The 13914-nt window shown below is 53.8% G+C and carries 16 protein-coding genes and 5 tRNA genes; 5 read left to right on the top strand and 16 right to left on the bottom strand.

Features of this window, described 5'->3' with window-relative positions; all coding sequences use genetic code 11:
* Positions 1 to 25 precede the first annotated feature (25 nt).
* From rplL to ABD851_RS03795, 13 genes are all read right to left on the bottom strand, one after another.
* Positions 26 to 406: a 50S ribosomal protein L7/L12 gene (rplL, locus tag ABD851_RS03855; RefSeq protein ID WP_344975609.1), complete on the bottom strand. Its 381-nt coding sequence runs from the start codon at positions 404 to 406 to the stop codon at positions 26 to 28.
* A gap of 74 nt (positions 407 to 480) precedes the next feature.
* Positions 481 to 1011 (bottom strand): 50S ribosomal protein L10, encoded by a 531-nt coding sequence (gene rplJ / locus ABD851_RS03850; RefSeq protein ID WP_344975606.1) that lies wholly within the window; start codon positions 1009 to 1011, stop codon positions 481 to 483.
* Positions 1012 to 1018: 7 nt separating this feature from the next.
* Complete coding sequence (gene rplA / locus ABD851_RS03845; RefSeq protein WP_344975603.1) at positions 1019 to 1708, bottom strand: 50S ribosomal protein L1; 690 nt, start codon at positions 1706 to 1708, stop codon at positions 1019 to 1021.
* Between the two features lie 29 nt (positions 1709 to 1737).
* Positions 1738 to 2181 carry a 50S ribosomal protein L11 gene (rplK, locus tag ABD851_RS03840; protein WP_344975600.1) on the bottom strand — a complete coding sequence of 148 codons (444 nt, stop codon included), beginning with the start codon at positions 2179 to 2181 and terminating at the stop codon, positions 1738 to 1740.
* A gap of 341 nt (positions 2182 to 2522) precedes the next feature.
* Positions 2523 to 3089 (bottom strand): transcription termination/antitermination protein NusG, encoded by a 567-nt coding sequence (gene nusG, locus ABD851_RS03835; protein WP_344975596.1) that lies wholly within the window; start codon positions 3087 to 3089, stop codon positions 2523 to 2525.
* Positions 3089 to 3283 (bottom strand): preprotein translocase subunit SecE, encoded by a 195-nt coding sequence (gene secE / locus ABD851_RS03830; RefSeq protein ID WP_344975593.1) that lies wholly within the window; start codon positions 3281 to 3283, stop codon positions 3089 to 3091. The genes nusG and secE overlap by 1 nt, the downstream gene beginning before the upstream one ends.
* A gap of 84 nt (positions 3284 to 3367) precedes the next feature.
* Positions 3368 to 3440: transfer RNA gene (locus ABD851_RS03825), tRNA-Trp, on the bottom strand.
* A 103-nt stretch (positions 3441 to 3543) separates the two neighbouring features.
* Positions 3544 to 4731 carry an elongation factor Tu gene (gene tuf / locus ABD851_RS03820; protein ID WP_344975590.1) on the bottom strand — a complete coding sequence of 396 codons (1188 nt, stop codon included), beginning with the start codon at positions 4729 to 4731 and terminating at the stop codon, positions 3544 to 3546.
* A 72-nt stretch (positions 4732 to 4803) separates the two neighbouring features.
* A tRNA-Thr gene (locus ABD851_RS03815) sits at positions 4804 to 4875 on the bottom strand.
* Between the two features lie 122 nt (positions 4876 to 4997).
* Positions 4998 to 5070 (bottom strand) — tRNA-Gly (locus ABD851_RS03810).
* A 65-nt stretch (positions 5071 to 5135) separates the two neighbouring features.
* Positions 5136 to 5218: transfer RNA gene (locus ABD851_RS03805), tRNA-Tyr, on the bottom strand.
* A gap of 109 nt (positions 5219 to 5327) precedes the next feature.
* Positions 5328 to 5401 (bottom strand) — tRNA-Thr (locus ABD851_RS03800).
* A 187-nt stretch (positions 5402 to 5588) separates the two neighbouring features.
* Positions 5589 to 5891: an HPF/RaiA family ribosome-associated protein gene (locus ABD851_RS03795; RefSeq protein WP_344975587.1), complete on the bottom strand. Its 303-nt coding sequence runs from the start codon at positions 5889 to 5891 to the stop codon at positions 5589 to 5591.
* 252 nt (positions 5892 to 6143) lie between these two features.
* Here ABD851_RS03795 and ABD851_RS03790 point away from each other — a divergent pair, with 252 nt between their 5' ends.
* Entirely contained in the window at positions 6144 to 7109 is a 966-nt protein-coding gene (locus ABD851_RS03790) for a bifunctional riboflavin kinase/FAD synthetase (RefSeq protein WP_344975584.1), read from the top strand.
* Between the two features lie 35 nt (positions 7110 to 7144).
* Here the strand turns inward: ABD851_RS03790 and holA are convergent, their stop codons facing one another.
* The gene (gene holA / locus ABD851_RS03785) at positions 7145 to 8143 is read right to left on the bottom strand and encodes a DNA polymerase III subunit delta (RefSeq protein ID WP_344975581.1); all 999 of its coding nucleotides are present in this window, start codon (positions 8141 to 8143) and stop codon (positions 7145 to 7147) included.
* Between the two features lie 369 nt (positions 8144 to 8512).
* Between holA and ABD851_RS03780 the strand changes: the two genes are divergently transcribed.
* Both ABD851_RS03780 and ABD851_RS03775 read left to right on the top strand, forming a co-directional pair.
* Positions 8513 to 9478: a hypothetical protein gene (locus tag ABD851_RS03780; RefSeq protein ID WP_344975578.1), complete on the top strand. Its 966-nt coding sequence runs from the start codon at positions 8513 to 8515 to the stop codon at positions 9476 to 9478.
* A gap of 23 nt (positions 9479 to 9501) precedes the next feature.
* Positions 9502 to 10119: an HAD family hydrolase gene (locus tag ABD851_RS03775; RefSeq protein ID WP_344975575.1), complete on the top strand. Its 618-nt coding sequence runs from the start codon at positions 9502 to 9504 to the stop codon at positions 10117 to 10119.
* A 7-nt stretch (positions 10120 to 10126) separates the two neighbouring features.
* Here ABD851_RS03775 and ABD851_RS03770 read toward each other — a convergent pair whose 3' ends face one another.
* Complete coding sequence (locus ABD851_RS03770; RefSeq protein ID WP_344975572.1) at positions 10127 to 10735, bottom strand: aminotransferase class IV; 609 nt, start codon at positions 10733 to 10735, stop codon at positions 10127 to 10129.
* Complete coding sequence (locus tag ABD851_RS03765) at positions 10719 to 11702, bottom strand: aminodeoxychorismate synthase component I (protein ID WP_344975569.1); 984 nt, start codon at positions 11700 to 11702, stop codon at positions 10719 to 10721. Before ABD851_RS03765 ends, ABD851_RS03770 begins: the two co-directional genes overlap by 17 nt.
* A 163-nt stretch (positions 11703 to 11865) precedes the next feature.
* Between ABD851_RS03765 and ABD851_RS03760 the strand changes: the two genes are divergently transcribed.
* Together ABD851_RS03760 and ABD851_RS03755 are read left to right on the top strand one after the other, a co-directional pair.
* Positions 11866 to 12267 carry a BlaI/MecI/CopY family transcriptional regulator gene (locus tag ABD851_RS03760; RefSeq protein WP_344975566.1) on the top strand — a complete coding sequence of 134 codons (402 nt, stop codon included), beginning with the start codon at positions 11866 to 11868 and terminating at the stop codon, positions 12265 to 12267.
* Entirely contained in the window at positions 12264 to 13817 is a 1554-nt protein-coding gene (locus ABD851_RS03755) for a TonB family protein (RefSeq protein ID WP_344975563.1), read from the top strand. Before ABD851_RS03760 ends, ABD851_RS03755 begins: the two co-directional genes overlap by 4 nt.
* Positions 13818 to 13914: the final 97 nt, after the last annotated feature.

Raw genomic sequence — 13914 nt, 5'->3', positions numbered from 1 at the left:
CCTGTAATAAGTATTCCGAAAAAGCTTACTGTACTTCTACCTCGGCGCCGGCTTCTTTCAGCTTGGCAACCAGGTCGTCGGCTTCTGCCTTGGCAACCCCTTCCTTAACGGGCTTGGGAGCACCGTCAACCAGTTCTTTGGCTTCTTTCAGCCCCAGTCCGGTCAGCTCTTTTACTACCTTCACCACGTTCAGCTTGTTGGGTCCGGCAGCTTTCAGCACTACGTTAAAGGAGGTTTTTTCTTCAGCAGCGGCACCACCGCCTGCAGCAGCGCCTCCGGCTACCATTACGGGAGCGGCAGCGGCCGGTTCAATACCATATTCTTCTTTCAGAATCTGTGCTAACTCGTTTACTTCTTTAACGGACAAGCTTACGAGTTGTTCAGCAAATGCTTTTAAGTCAGCCATTTTTGAATGAATTTTAAGAATGTTTTACAATTTTGTGTATGTTGGGACTTGGAAGCCGTTTTTAAAAAAGCGGGTTACTGGGCTCTTTCCTCCAGTGTCTTGAGCAAGCCGGCCAGCTTGTTGCCGCCGGACTGCAGGGCGCTGACCACGTTCTGGGCCGGAGACTGCAGCAGACCGATGATTTCGCCGATCAGCTCGTTCTTGGTCTTCAGCTGGCTCAGCGCGGTAAGCTGTTCGTCGCCCACGAATACGTCCGTATCGATAAAGGCAGCTTTCAGCACAGGGCGTTCCCCGTTGGTATCCTTGCGGAAGGCGCTGATGATCACAGCCGGCTCTTTCGGGTTTTCGGAAAACATGATGGCGGTCTGGCCGTGGAGGGCTTCGTACACGCCGGCATATTTATCGCTGTTCAGGGCCTCGAGCGCTTTTTGCACCAGGCTGTTCTTCGCCACCTTCATTTCCACCTGTTTTTCAAAGCATACCCTTCTCAGTTTGTTGATCTGGGCCACGCTGAGCGAGGAGGAGTCGGTGAGGTAGAAGTTATTATATTGAGAGAACTTATCCTTCAGCAGTTCTATGGCTTCGTTTTTCTGTGTCTTCGTCATGATACGCTTAGTTTTGAACGGATTTAGTATCAATGGCTATTCCCGGACTCATGGTGCTGGCCATGGAAACGCCTTTCAGATAGGTGCCCTTTGCGGTCACCGGTTTCAGCCGTACAATGGCATTGATCAGCTCCTGTGAGTTCTGCTGTATCTTTTCCGGAGGGAAGGATACACGGCCCACGGAGGCATGGATAATGCCGGCCTTGTCCACCTTGAAGGTGATCTTTCCGCCTTTCACGTCGTTCACCGCGGCAGACACGTCGTTGGTGACGGTGCCCGTTTTCGGGTTGGGCATCAGGTTGCGGGGACCCAGTATCTTGCCCAGCCGGCCGATCTTCGGCATCACGGCGGGAACAGCGATGATCACATCCACATCCGTCCAGCCGCCTTCGATCTTCTGGATATATTCGTCCAGCCCGACATAGTCGGCGCCGGCCTGCTGCGCTTCGGCCTCTTTATCGGGGTTGCAAAGCACCAGCACCCGTTTGGTCTTACCCGTACCATGCGGCAGGGTCACCGATCCGCGGATGGCCTGGTCGGCCTTTTTGGGATCCACACCCAGCCGTATATGAAGATCTACAGAGCTATCGAACTTTGTACAATTGATATCTTTAACAAGCGTGGCGGCATCCTGCAGGCTGTATTGTTTGTTTTTATCCACCTGGGCGTCCGCGGTTTTTCTCTTTTTTGTTGCCATCGTTTCCTGTTTTTAATAAGTTGAAAGACTTACTTTACCCAAGGAGCATCTCCTTCTACGGTTATGCCCATGCTTCGCGCTGTGCCGGCGACCATTTTCATGGCGCTTTCCACGGTAAAGCAGTTCAGATCGGCCATTTTGTCCTTGGCGATCGCTTCAACCTGTTCCCAGGTCACCTTGCCGACTTTGGTCCGGTTGGGCTCTTTGGAGCCGCCTTTGAGCTTGGAAACTTCCAGCAGCTGAACCGGGGCCGGAGGCGTTTTGATGACGAAGTCAAACGATTTGTCGGAGTACACCGTTAATATTACGGGCAGTACTTTGCCCATCTTATCCTGGGTCCGCGCATTGAATTGCTTGCAGAACTCCATGATATTCACCCCTTTAGAACCAAGTGCCGGTCCGATGGGGGGAGCAGGGTTGGCTTGTCCGCCTTTTACCTGCAATTTGACGTAACCTGCAATCTCTTTTGCCATTGAAACTGATTTTCTTGGTGTTAGCGTACTGTCCGGGGACATTACTTCCAAGATAGGTGATAAAATAAATAAAGGAGTGCAAAGGTAGGTAATATATTCCGAAATGTGGAAAATTTTCTTTCGGGGACGTGCTTTTCTGGAAGAATTTTTGTATGGCCTCCCTCCCGGCTGAAATGCTCCGTCGGGACCGCCAAAAACCGGGAAAAACCCGGGCCGGAAATACGAAGCGCTACCGGGAACCCGAAAGGCGAAGTCTTCACGGAGATCCTTAAAGACTTTGGAACGAAGTAAACTTCAAATCTCAAACCAGAACCGGAGAAGCCAGAAACCCGGAAACGAGCTCAGGACAGCTTCTCCACCTGCATGAAGTTGAGCTCCACGGGGGTAGCCCGGCCAAATATCTTTACGGTCACCTTCAGCTTTTTCTTTTCTTCATTGACGTCTTCGATCACCCCGTTAAAGTCGTTGAACGGTCCGTCGATGATCTTGATGGTCTCTCCCACGATAAAGGGTTCGCTCATGGTCACTTCCTCATCGCTCATCTCATCCACCTTGCCGAGCATTTTGTTCACCTCTGCCCGGCGGAGGGCGATGGGCTTGTCTTTACCGAGGAAATGAATGACGTTGGTTGTATTGTTGATATGGGATACCATCTCGTCGGTAAGCTTTCCTTCCACCACTTCCATCATGATATACCCGGGATAAAAATTGCGTTCGCGCATCACCTTTTTGCCGGACTGTACCTTATAGACCTTTTCCATGGGCACGAACACCTGGGTGATCGCTTCCCCCCAGCCGGAACGGCGGATATCGATATCGAGATATTCCTTTACTTTTTTCTCTTTGCCGCTCACCACGCGCAGCACATACCATTTCGTCTCTTCGTTTGGGGTTACTGCCGCTTCCATTATACGAAAAATTTATAATAGTTTTCCAGTACGGAGTTCGAACACAGATCCATGATCCATACCAGGATGGTCACGATAATCGTGGCAATCAACACAATCATGGTCGAAGATTGCAGTTGTTCCCAGCTGGGCCAGGACACCTTGTGCACCATTTCGTGGTACGATTCCTGAATATAATGCTTGATCTTGTTCACCGTCGTAATCGATTTATGATTTGCCGTCGTCCTGCCCGGAGGGGCGGGCGGGCAGCACCTGCATTCCGCTCGTGCGGACCGCTGCACGGGAGGAGGGACTCGAACCCCCAACCATCGGTTTTGGAGACCGGTACTCTACCAATTGAGCTACACCCGTATACCAAAATGTCATTGGTCATTGACGGCAGCCAGCCGGTCCCGCCTGGGGCGTGACCGGGGCCGCTAATCAATGACTAATGACCAATGGCAAAGATAACTATTTATTTAATGATCTCGGTAACCTGTCCGGCGCCAACTGTACGGCCGCCTTCGCGGATGGCAAATTTCAGACCTTTGTCCATAGCGATGGGGGCGATCAGGGTCACCTCCAGCGATACGTTATCGCCGGGCATCACCATTTCCACACCGTCGGGCAGCTTTACTTCGCCGGTTACGTCCGTGGTACGGAAGTAGAACTGGGGACGGTATTTGTTGAAGAAGGGGGTATGACGGCCGCCTTCTTCCTTGCTCAGCACGTATACTTCACATTTGAATTCGGTATGCGGGGTAATGGTGCCCGGATGACAGATTACCATCCCGCGGCGGATATCTTTCTTTTCTATACCGCGCAGCAGCAGGCCTGCGTTGTCGCCGGCTTCTCCCTCGTCCAGGATCTTCTTGAACATTTCCACACCGGTACAGGTGGATTTGAGCGATTCGGGGATCAAACCAATGATTTCCACGTTATCGCCCACCTTTACCTTACCTCTTTCGATACGGCCGGTAGCCACGGTACCGCGGCCGGTAATGGAGAACACGTCTTCCACAGACATCAGGAAGGGCTGATCGATCGGACGGGTAGGCAGAGGAACGTAGCTGTCCACTGCATTCATCAGTTCGCTCACGGCACCTACCCATTTTGCATCGCCGGCGAGAGCACCGGTAGCAGAACCCTTGATGATCGGGGTATTGTCGCCGTCAAAACCGTTCTTGGAGAGCAGCTCGCGGATTTCGATTTCCACCAGTTCCAGCAGCTCGGGGTCATCCACCAGGTCAACCTTGTTCATAAATACCACGATACGGGGTACGCCTACCTGACGGGCCAGCAGGATGTGCTCGCGGGTCTGCGGCATCGGGCCATCAGTAGCGGCCACTACCAGGATAGCACCGTCCATCTGGGCGGCACCGGTGATCATGTTCTTCACATAGTCAGCGTGACCGGGGCAGTCCACATGGGCATAGTGGCGGCTATCGGTCTGATATTCCACGTGAGCCGTATTGATGGTAATACCACGTTCTTTTTCTTCGGGGGCAGCATCAATCTCATCATATCCTTTTTTCTGTGCCAGCCCTTTATCAGAAAGTACCTGAAGAATGGCAGCGGTCAGGGTAGTCTTACCGTGGTCTACGTGGCCGATAGTGCCGATGTTAACATGGGGTTTATCCCGTTTAAAGGTTTCTTTTGCCATTGTTATTGGATTTTAAAAGAGATGTTTGAACTGTTTTTAAATTTTATATGAAAAGTAATACACACAAAGCCGAGCCGTTGATGAGAATTGAACTCACGACCTCTTCCTTACCAAGGAAGTGCTCTACCACTGAGCTACAACGGCTTTTTTTAGTCATTCGTCAGTAGTCTCCGGTTTCTGATTTCCGGCTCCCCGTTTCCGGCAATCCGTCCGGAATGGAACTTCAAACCAGAAACTTCAAATCTCAAACTTCAGACTTTAAAAAGAGCGGGAGACGAGGTTCGAACCCGCGACCTACAGCTTGGAAGGCTGTCGCTCTACCAACTGAGCTACTCCCGCAAAAAAACCATTTGAGGTGTCCGATCTGAAAATCTGAAATTTCAAATAAGCCACTTACAGATGGGTGGGCAGGAGTGGATTCGAACCACTGAAGTCGAAAGACAGCGGATTTACAGTCCGCCCCATTTGGCCACTCTGGTACCTGCCCTGATTACATCCGGATCCTGTGCGGGCTCCGGTGTGAGCCGCCTTGCGGCAACGCCGCAGCACATGATAACGATCATTCTCCCAGTGCTCCTTTCCGGGAATTTTTCCGGAGCCAGCAGAGGGATTCGAACCCCCGACCAGCTGATTACAAATCAGCTGCTCTGGCCAACTGAGCTATGCTGGCAAAAAATTTCCTGCCGTAAAAACAAGAACTTAACGGATACACGAATACCCCCCGATTTTTTGGGAAGGCAAAGGTAGTAAAGTAAGCCAATAAAGCAAAATATTCTTAGAAGGACCGGAAAAAAGTATCCCGGCCCCTTCCCCGGCAGGAAACGGGACAGCGAAAGCCGGTTACCCGGTCAGTCTGCTTAGTTTTGCTGCACCTTTTCCTTCTGGCGCTTCATCCGGGTGACCAGGGAGTCGAAGGCCAGGTCGAAGGATTCTTCGAAAGATTTGGATTCGTGTTTTACAAAGAATTGATGATGAGGTACGTATACTTTTATTTCGGCAATTTTATCCTTAATCTGGTGGGCGATATTGTCCAGTTTCAAATACACCTCCACTCCCGTAATCCGGTCATGAAAAACCGGAAGCTTGTCCAGCCGCTTATTAACGTGGTCAATCAGTTTTGCATCTGCATCAAAATGCACCGTGTTAATCCGTGTGTTCATAGCTCAAGCATTTAGAAGTTAGTGACGATGAAAAAAAGAGGGTAGCTGTGTGACATACATGCCGGTTTACGCCGTGAACGTCTGATATGAAATGCAAATTCTAATTTATGTCTTTTAGCTGGTTTTTCAAAGCCCGCTTTCATATTTAACTTTTCTTTACAGGTCTGGCCGGGACCTGCCGTGCGCTACTTGGGTTATTCTGTCCTAAAACGTAGCTTTGCACACCTCAATAGCCATAAAAGACAACCTTCCATGCTGGTTCACCGCGACCTGGATCACCTGCCTGCCTTTCAGCGCGCCGTGCTGACGATCGGTACTTTTGACGGCGTACACTGCGGGCACCGGCAGGTTATCCGTCAGCTGCGGGAAACCGCCGCCGCCTGTAACGGCGAAAGCGTGATCATCACCTTTGAGCCCCATCCCCGGGAGGTGCTCTTTCCCGGTAACAACGACCTGCACCTGCTCAACACCCTGGATGAGAAAATCCGGCTGCTGGAACAGCAGGGCGTGGACCACCTGGTGATCGTACCTTTTACGAACGCTTTTTCATCTCAGCCGGCTGCCGCCTATATCGAGGATTTCCTGGTCCGCCGCTTCTGCCCTTACCGCATCATCATCGGCTACGATCATCATTTCGGGCACCAACGGCAGGGCAATATCGGATTGCTCCGGGAAGTCGAGGCGCGGTACGGATTCCGGGTGGTGGAGATCCCGCCGCAGGTGGTACATCATCTGACTGTCAGCTCCACCAAGATACGGGAGCATCTTGAGGCGGGCCACGTCGCCCTGGCCAACGAGCTCCTGGGCTACGACTACTTCCTGTCCGGCACCGTCGTTCACGGTGACCGGCGGGGAAGGGAGCTGGGTTATCCCACCGCCAACATCCGCCCCGCCGACAAGCGGAAGCTGATCCCCGGCAGCGGCATCTATGCCGTGCGGGCCCGGCTGGATCCTGCAGGCGGCGACGGATCCGCCCTCCCGGAGGCATCTTCCTGGCTTCCCGCGGTGATGAGCATCGGCTACCGCCCCACTTTCAACGGCACGGACCTGCGTGTGGAAGTACATATCTTTGATTTCAGCGCCGATATCTACGACCGCATGCTCACCGTCAGCCTGTGCGACTTTATACGTCCCGAGCTGAAATTCGAAAATGCGGAGGCGCTGGTCCGGCAGATAGAGCAGGATGCACAGACCGCACGGGAGATGTTGATTCGATGATTTGGAGATTTGTTGATTTGATGATGGAGTAATTATCAAATCATCACGATCCTGAACACCAGCTCTTTCAGCAGCTCGGCATCGCTGTAACCGGCATCGTCTATACCTATCTTGCGAAGGTTATAGGTATGCAGCAGCAGGATGGCACGCTCAACGCCTTCCCGCCCGTAGGCCTGGGCCGAGCGGGTATATTCAGCCTGAAACCGCGGGGGAACGCCCAGCGAGCTCAACGATACCTGCGAACCGGCCGTCTGGGTAAGCAGCAGGTAAAGCTTGCTGAAAAAGGAATGGAGCAGCGGTATGATCATCAGGATGGAAGCCGCCTTGGGATTGGCGTCAAAATAAGCGATGATCTTTATCGCTCCCGGCAGGTCGCGCCGGGCGATGGCCGACTGCAGCTCAAAGGAATTGTATTCCTTGCTGATCCCTACATACTGCTCGATATCATTTTCGTCCAGCCTGTCTTTGCCGCGTACATTGATCAGCAGCTTATCCAGCTCATTGGCCATGCGGGACAGGTCGTTGCCGATATGATCCGCCAGCAGCAGCACGGCCTTGTCCGTCAGCTGCATCCCCCGCTGCTTTACATAACCCTGTATCCAGGCGGGCAGCTGGTTGTCGTACAGCTTTTTAGTGGTCAGCACCGTTCCCTTCTTTTTGATCAGGCCCGCCACCCGGGTGCGGCCATCCAGCTTGCCCTGCTTATGCACCAGCACCAGCAGGGTGCTGTTCAGCGGCTTTTCGAGGTATACCTCCAGCTTCCCGATGTCGCGCATGGCCTGGGCTTCCTTTATCATGACCACCTGCCGTTCGGCAAACATGGGATAGCGCCGGCAGGCATTCACCACATCGCTCCAGGCGGCGTCTTTGCCATAGAAGACCGTGAGGTTAAACTCTTTCTCCGCGTCCGAAAGCACCTCGTGCTCGAGATAACGGGCCACCTGGTCGATAAAAAAATCCTCCTCCCCTTCCAGCAGGTATACGGGTTTGAATTTCCGGGCTTCCAGCTCCCGGATGATTACTTCATAGCTCATGAACAAGGGTATATTTTCTCCGCAATCGCGCTCGCGGGACCACGAAACTAAAGCAATTGCGGTTAGCGGAAAAACCCGGTCTTGCCCGCCGCCCCCACCGGACAGACCGGGGACGCCTCCCGGGCTACCCGAAAGGAATCTGGCGCAGTTTTTGCAAAATTCTCGGGGCCGTTTGCCTGTTTGGGGTCGAAAGTTGCTGAAAATCATTCCTTTCAGAAAAGGCAGGACCGGAAACGCAGGCACCCGGCATGTTCACCTATATGTTTTTACTTTTATCTAAAAATCATTTATTTCGCACCGGATTACGCGGTACCCGGTAATATCTGTATGGGCGCCGTGCCTTTTTCCATAGATAAAAATCTGCTTATCATGACCGAGTCCAACAGCTTCGAAACACCCAACCCGGTTCCTCCCGAACCGACCCCGGAAAAACCCCGCGGTGGAAACCGGGGTCTCCTTTACGGGATACTTATCGTGGCCCTGGCGGGTACCTGGGGATACCTGATATGGGATAAATCCCGGTCCAACCAGAAGGTCGAGACCCTGCAAACGCAGGTCACCACCACCGATTCCAGCAAAAATGTAGTGCAGGAGCAATATCAGGCAGCACTGGCCCGGCTGGACCAGCTGACTTCGGTAAACGACAGCCTGATCCATACCAAGAACAAGGAGATCGCCGACATGAAGGCGCGCATCCAGAGCATCCTCAACAAGAGCAATGCCAGCGCGGCCGAGCTCAAGGAAGCACAAACGCTGATCGCCCGTCTCAACTCCCGGATAGAAGGCTATAAGTCGGAAATAGAAAAGCTGCAGGGCGAAAAGATCGTCCTGGTCACCCAGCGCGATTCCATCCGCCGGAACTATGATACCGTATCCCTGCAAAACCAGCAGCTGAACCAGGAGGTACAGCTGGGATCCGTTTTACATGCTTCCAACATCCGTATCGTCCCCATGCACCTCCGGAAGAACGGCCGGGAGGTGGAGACCAGCAAGGCCACCCGGGCGGATATGATGCGGATATCCTTTGATATCGACGAGAACCGCATCGCCGATTCGGGTCAAAAGGTAATCTATGTGTGCGTGACCGCTCCCGACGGCTCGCCGCTGGCGGTAGAATCCCTGGGCTCCGGCCGCTTTACGCTGGCAGACGGTACGGAAAAGCTTTTTACCGCACAGAAAACCATCGACTACGTGACCGGAGAAAAACAGGCGGTAAGCATCGACTGGAAACAGGATGTGGAATTCAAGCCCGGAGATTACAAAGTGGAGATCTATCACGAAGGCTATAAGATAGGCAACGGAAATATCAGCATGCGCAAAGGCGGCCTGTTCTGACACAGGCAAGAACGGAAAAATTTATGACATCATCAGCTCGGCAAGCCATCGTATTTGACCTGGGTGGCGTACTGGTCAACTGGGATCCGGAATACCTGTACCGGAAGATCTTCTCCGACGAAAAGGAGATGCGCTATTTTCTTAACGAAGTCTGCACACCGGACTGGAACGAGCAGCAGGATGAAGGCCGTTCGGTCCGGGAAGGCACCGAGCTGCTGGTGGGCCGCTATCCGCATTACGAAAAGGCGATACGCGCCTATTACGGCCGCTGGGAAGAAATGCTGGGGGAGCCCTTCGAAGATACCATCGCCATTCTCAGCACACTGAAGGAACAAGGGGATCATCCCCTGTACGCGCTGACCAACTGGTCGGCGGAAACCTTTCCCATCGCCTACGACCGGTATGATTTCCTGCATTGGTTTGACGGCATCGTGGTATCGGGTGCAGAAAAGACCCGCAAGCCTTTCCCCCTGTTTTACCAGCTGCTGCTGGACCGGTACCATCTGATACCGGAAAAAACATTTTTTACCGACGACAATCTGCGCAACATTACAGCAGCCCAACAGGCGGGACTGGATGCCGAGCTTTTTACTACTCCCGCCGCCCTCCGCAGCGCCCTGGAAAGAAGAAAGCTGATCTAAACGGGCGCTAAAAGATCCCGCCGGCCGGCAATTCCCAGCTCTCCTCCCATTCCATCATCGCATTCAGCAGTCTTACCCGGGTGAAAGACTTCAGCGAAGCAGGCGTAAGCATAGCCGTCTTCAGCACTCCTGCAGCCAGCAGACTCGCCCGCCGCACACCCGGCAGCAGCGGTTCGGCGGGCGTCAGCCAATGCGCTCCGTCAAAAAAAGCCAGGTTACTGAATGTTGTATCGGTGATGAGCCCCCGCCGTATGATGAGGGGCTCGGTATCTTCCGGCCATCCGGCACGGAGCCCGTCCAGCGCCCCGCGTTCGGCATACTTGAAGGCATAATCCAGCTTGTCTGCGGTTACGGGCTGCAGCCGCCGGATGATCCGTTTCTGATAAGGCGCCCAGCTTATCTGAACATCCGTCCGCCCATATACGACCCGGCATTTGTATAGGACATCCGGCTGCAGCACAACAGCATGCCGCCGGCTGCGGATGAGGATATCCAGCGAAGGGTGCTGCGTTCGCTCCCATACGGCCTCCTGTGTACGGGCAAAGCGCTGCTCATGCCAGGACAGCAAAGGCATTTCTTCATTCTTCCAGCGGATGCTTTCAATAAACCGGCACATATATTTTATCGGTCAGTTCTAAAAATTCCTTTTCTGCCACGCTGCCCGAGGTGATGCCGCCCCCGCTGCGGAACACCAACCCTGCGGGCGTCTGCTCCAGGTAGCGGATGATGACGCAGCTGTCCAGCCCGGCGCCGTCGTAAATGCCCCATACGCCGGTATAAAAGCCGCGGTCGTATCCCTCGATCGAACGGATAAGCTCCAGCGTTCTGGGCTTTGGTGCTCCGCTGACGGAGCCGGCCGGCAGCAGGGCGGCAAAAAGATCGCCAAAGGCCCGGGCATAAGATTCCATCAGCCGTCCCCCGATACGCGAGCTCACCTGCAGCAGTTCCTGCCGGTGGGTCTGTACCCGCTCTACATACCGGAAGTCCTCCACCCGGACCTCCCTCGCTACCCGCGAAAGATCGTTGCGGATGAGGTCTACAATAATGTACTGCTCCGCCTCTTCCTTGGGATCGGCCAGTATCTTTTCCATAGCATCAGGCTGGCCGGCATCGATGGTACCCTTCATGGGACAGGAAAAAATACGCCCGTCGCGGATCTTTACAAAAGGCTCCGGAGAAAAATGCACAAAGCGGTCGCGCAGCCATAATTTGTATTTCGCCTTCCCGTAACGGAACAATTCTTCGAGGGTATAATTGGTTTCAACGGGCGTTTCCGCGGTAAGGTTCAGCAGGTAAGTGTCCCCGGCCTGTATGGCCGCCCTGACCCGGTCAAATTTCAGCCGGTAATCCGCAAAAGAAGGCGGATCTTTTTTCAGGAAAAACGGAGGCGGATCAGCCGGGGGCCGGGAAGCGTTGGTTTTTCCCGGCAGCATATAGCGTATTTCAGCGTCGTCTATCTCCGAAAGCGGAAGCGCCATACCACTGGTCAGGGAAAAGTCCAGCAGGAAAAAGAAAGGCGTACCCGCAGCGCCCAGCCTGTTCATCGCTGCAAAAACCTTATGTGCGGGAAGCGGGGTGTGCATGGATTGAAAAGGCCAAAGGTAAACGGTAAAGTCGAAGAGAAAAAGACGAAAAGCAAGGCAAAAGGTAAACAACCAAGGGCCAAGGGCATTTTAACGAAAAACTGTTCCGGTCATTTACTTCAGCTAAAAAATTAGTTGTTCAGTTAAATATTTAGTTATACATTTGATAAAAACACAGGCCATGGACATCAACGGTAAAGAACTCACCCGCGCGGAAGAACAGATCATGCAGATCCTCTGGGATATCCGGAAGGGTTTTGTAAAGGATATCCTGCAACGGCTTCCTCCTCCCAAGCCGGCTTACAGCACGGTTTCCACCATCGTGCGGATACTGGTACAGAAGGGATACGCCGGCTACAGGGCCTATGGAAAAACACACGAATATTTTCCGCTGGTCAGCCGGGAAGCTTACCGCAGCCACACGGCCAAAAAACTTTTGCAGCATTATTTCGACAACTCGGTCGGCAGCCTCGTGTCGTTTTTTGTGGATAAAAAGAAGATTGATGTGCAGGAAGCCGACGAGATCATCAAGTTGCTGCGGGACTTTAAAAAAGAGGAATCATGAGCTACTTCATCTATCTGGCACAGTTCAACCTGTACCTGCTGCTGTTCTTTTTCCTGTACCAGCTGCTCTTCCGGAAAGACACCTTCTTTGTCTTTCACCGGTGGTTTCTGCTGGGCGGAATCGCCTGCTCCGCCCTGCTGCCCTTTTTACGGCTGGCCGGACCGGTCTTTCCGGACAGTCCGGCGGCAGCGCCCGTCCGGATGATCGCTTCCTTCACCACGGCCACTCTGCCCCTTGCAGCGCACCCGGTTCCGGCGGCGCAGCCGGCCTTTAACCCGTTCTCTCTGCTGGTACTCTTCTATCTGGCCGGCGTGCTGGTTTCCGGCGCCCTGCTGCTTTACAAGGTCTGTCGCACCTTCCGGATGATACATTCCCATCCCCGGGAACGGGGGGAGATCTGCATACATGTCTTTACCGGGAAAGGCAGCGCGGTCTTTTCTTTCTGGCGTTATCTTTTTGCGCCGGCCGATGTCTCCCCGCTGGTGAGCGCCCACGAAGCGGTGCATATCCGGCAACGTCACAGCCTGGACAACCTGCTGCTGGAGCTGGTAAAAACAGCTTGCTGGTTCAATCCCGTGGTTTATCTCTACCAGCGCGCCCTGAGGCTGGTACATGAATATACTGCCGACGAAACGGTTACCCGCGCTTACAGCAAACAGGCTTACGCCCACCTGCTTGCTGCGCAGTCCTTTGATCTGCCGGTAGCGCTTTTGCATACTTTCTCCAGTCCTTCCCAACTCAAAAACCGATTGATTATGCTACAGAAAACAAAATCCGGGAAAACCGCGCGGCGGAAGTACGCGCTTTCCCTACCCCTGTTTGCCCTTTTGCTGGGCATCTCCGCCTCGGCCTTTGCCCTGCGGGACAACATGCAGCACAGTCTGGAAGCGCTGAAAGGCGGCCGGACAGCCGGCATCCTGATCAGCGGAAAAGTGGCAGACGACGAGGGCAATGCCCTCGCCGGGGTCACTGTGATGATCCTGGGCGACACCCGGGGGACCGTTACGGCCAAGAACGGCACCTTTACCCTTCCGGATGTATCTGAAAACAGCCTTTTACGATTCACCCGGGTGGGTTATGCGGGCCAGACCCTCGCGGTAAAAGGCCATACGCACCTGACCGTAATGCTGAACCGGCAGGCAGTGGATGTCAGCAATGTGGTGGTAGTGGGCTATGCCGCTCCGGATACGGCGCAAAGCCAGGAGGCCGCTCCGGCGAAGCATCCCGCGAACGGAGTATTTACCTTTGTGGAACAGATGCCGCAGTTTCCCGGCGGAAAAGGGGAAATGATGAAATACCTTCGTGATCATATCCGGTATCCGCAAGCGGCCCGGAAAGCACATATCAGCGGCAATGTGCTGGTATCGTTCATCGTAGGGGCAGACGGCAGCATCAGCAACATCGGCACCCACAATGCGCCGCTGGGCGGGGGGCTGGAAGAAGAGGCCATCCGTGTAGTACAGGAAATGCCGCACTGGAAACCCGGCCGTCAGAACGGGACCGCCGTCAGCGTGGAATACCACATGCCCATCCGCTTTGTGCTGCAATAGATAGTCACGGGTCATTGGTCAATAGTCATGATGAGATACCCTTGACTACTGGCCAATGGCCACAAAAGACCTTCCGCCTTTCGCCTTCACCCTTTAG

The organism is Compostibacter hankyongensis, assembly GCF_039541075.1.
GTDB classification, from domain to species: Bacteria; Bacteroidota; Bacteroidia; order Chitinophagales; family Chitinophagaceae; genus Compostibacter; species Compostibacter hankyongensis.
Note: the sequence above shows the minus strand (reverse complement) of the source record. Positions and strands in the feature narration are given on the sequence as shown.

Excerpts from the sequence above, each read along its gene's own strand:
- ABD851_RS03790 (WP_344975584.1), top strand. The coding sequence starts at position 6,144 with ATGCTGGTTCACCGCGACCTGGATCACCTGCCTGCCTTTCAGCGCGCC.
- tuf (WP_344975590.1), bottom strand. The coding sequence starts at position 4,731 with ATGGCAAAAGAAACCTTTAAACGGGATAAACCCCATGTTAACATCGGC.
- holA (WP_344975581.1), bottom strand. The coding sequence starts at position 8,143 with ATGAGCTATGAAGTAATCATCCGGGAGCTGGAAGCCCGGAAATTCAAA.
- nusG (WP_344975596.1), bottom strand. The coding sequence starts at position 3,089 with ATGGAAGCGGCAGTAACCCCAAACGAAGAGACGAAATGGTATGTGCTG.
- rplL (WP_344975609.1), bottom strand. The coding sequence starts at position 406 with ATGGCTGACTTAAAAGCATTTGCTGAACAACTCGTAAGCTTGTCCGTT.
- ABD851_RS03765 (WP_344975569.1), bottom strand. The coding sequence starts at position 11,702 with ATGCACACCCCGCTTCCCGCACATAAGGTTTTTGCAGCGATGAACAGG.
- ABD851_RS03795 (WP_344975587.1), bottom strand. The coding sequence starts at position 5,891 with ATGAACACACGGATTAACACGGTGCATTTTGATGCAGATGCAAAACTG.
- ABD851_RS03770 (WP_344975572.1), bottom strand. The coding sequence starts at position 10,735 with ATGTGCCGGTTTATTGAAAGCATCCGCTGGAAGAATGAAGAAATGCCT.
- rplA (WP_344975603.1), bottom strand. The coding sequence starts at position 1,708 with ATGGCAACAAAAAAGAGAAAAACCGCGGACGCCCAGGTGGATAAAAAC.
- ABD851_RS03775 (WP_344975575.1), top strand. The coding sequence starts at position 9,502 with ATGACATCATCAGCTCGGCAAGCCATCGTATTTGACCTGGGTGGCGTA.
- rplK (WP_344975600.1), bottom strand. The coding sequence starts at position 2,181 with ATGGCAAAAGAGATTGCAGGTTACGTCAAATTGCAGGTAAAAGGCGGA.
- rplJ (WP_344975606.1), bottom strand. The coding sequence starts at position 1,011 with ATGACGAAGACACAGAAAAACGAAGCCATAGAACTGCTGAAGGATAAG.
- ABD851_RS03755 (WP_344975563.1), top strand. The coding sequence starts at position 12,264 with ATGAGCTACTTCATCTATCTGGCACAGTTCAACCTGTACCTGCTGCTG.
- ABD851_RS03780 (WP_344975578.1), top strand. The coding sequence starts at position 8,513 with ATGACCGAGTCCAACAGCTTCGAAACACCCAACCCGGTTCCTCCCGAA.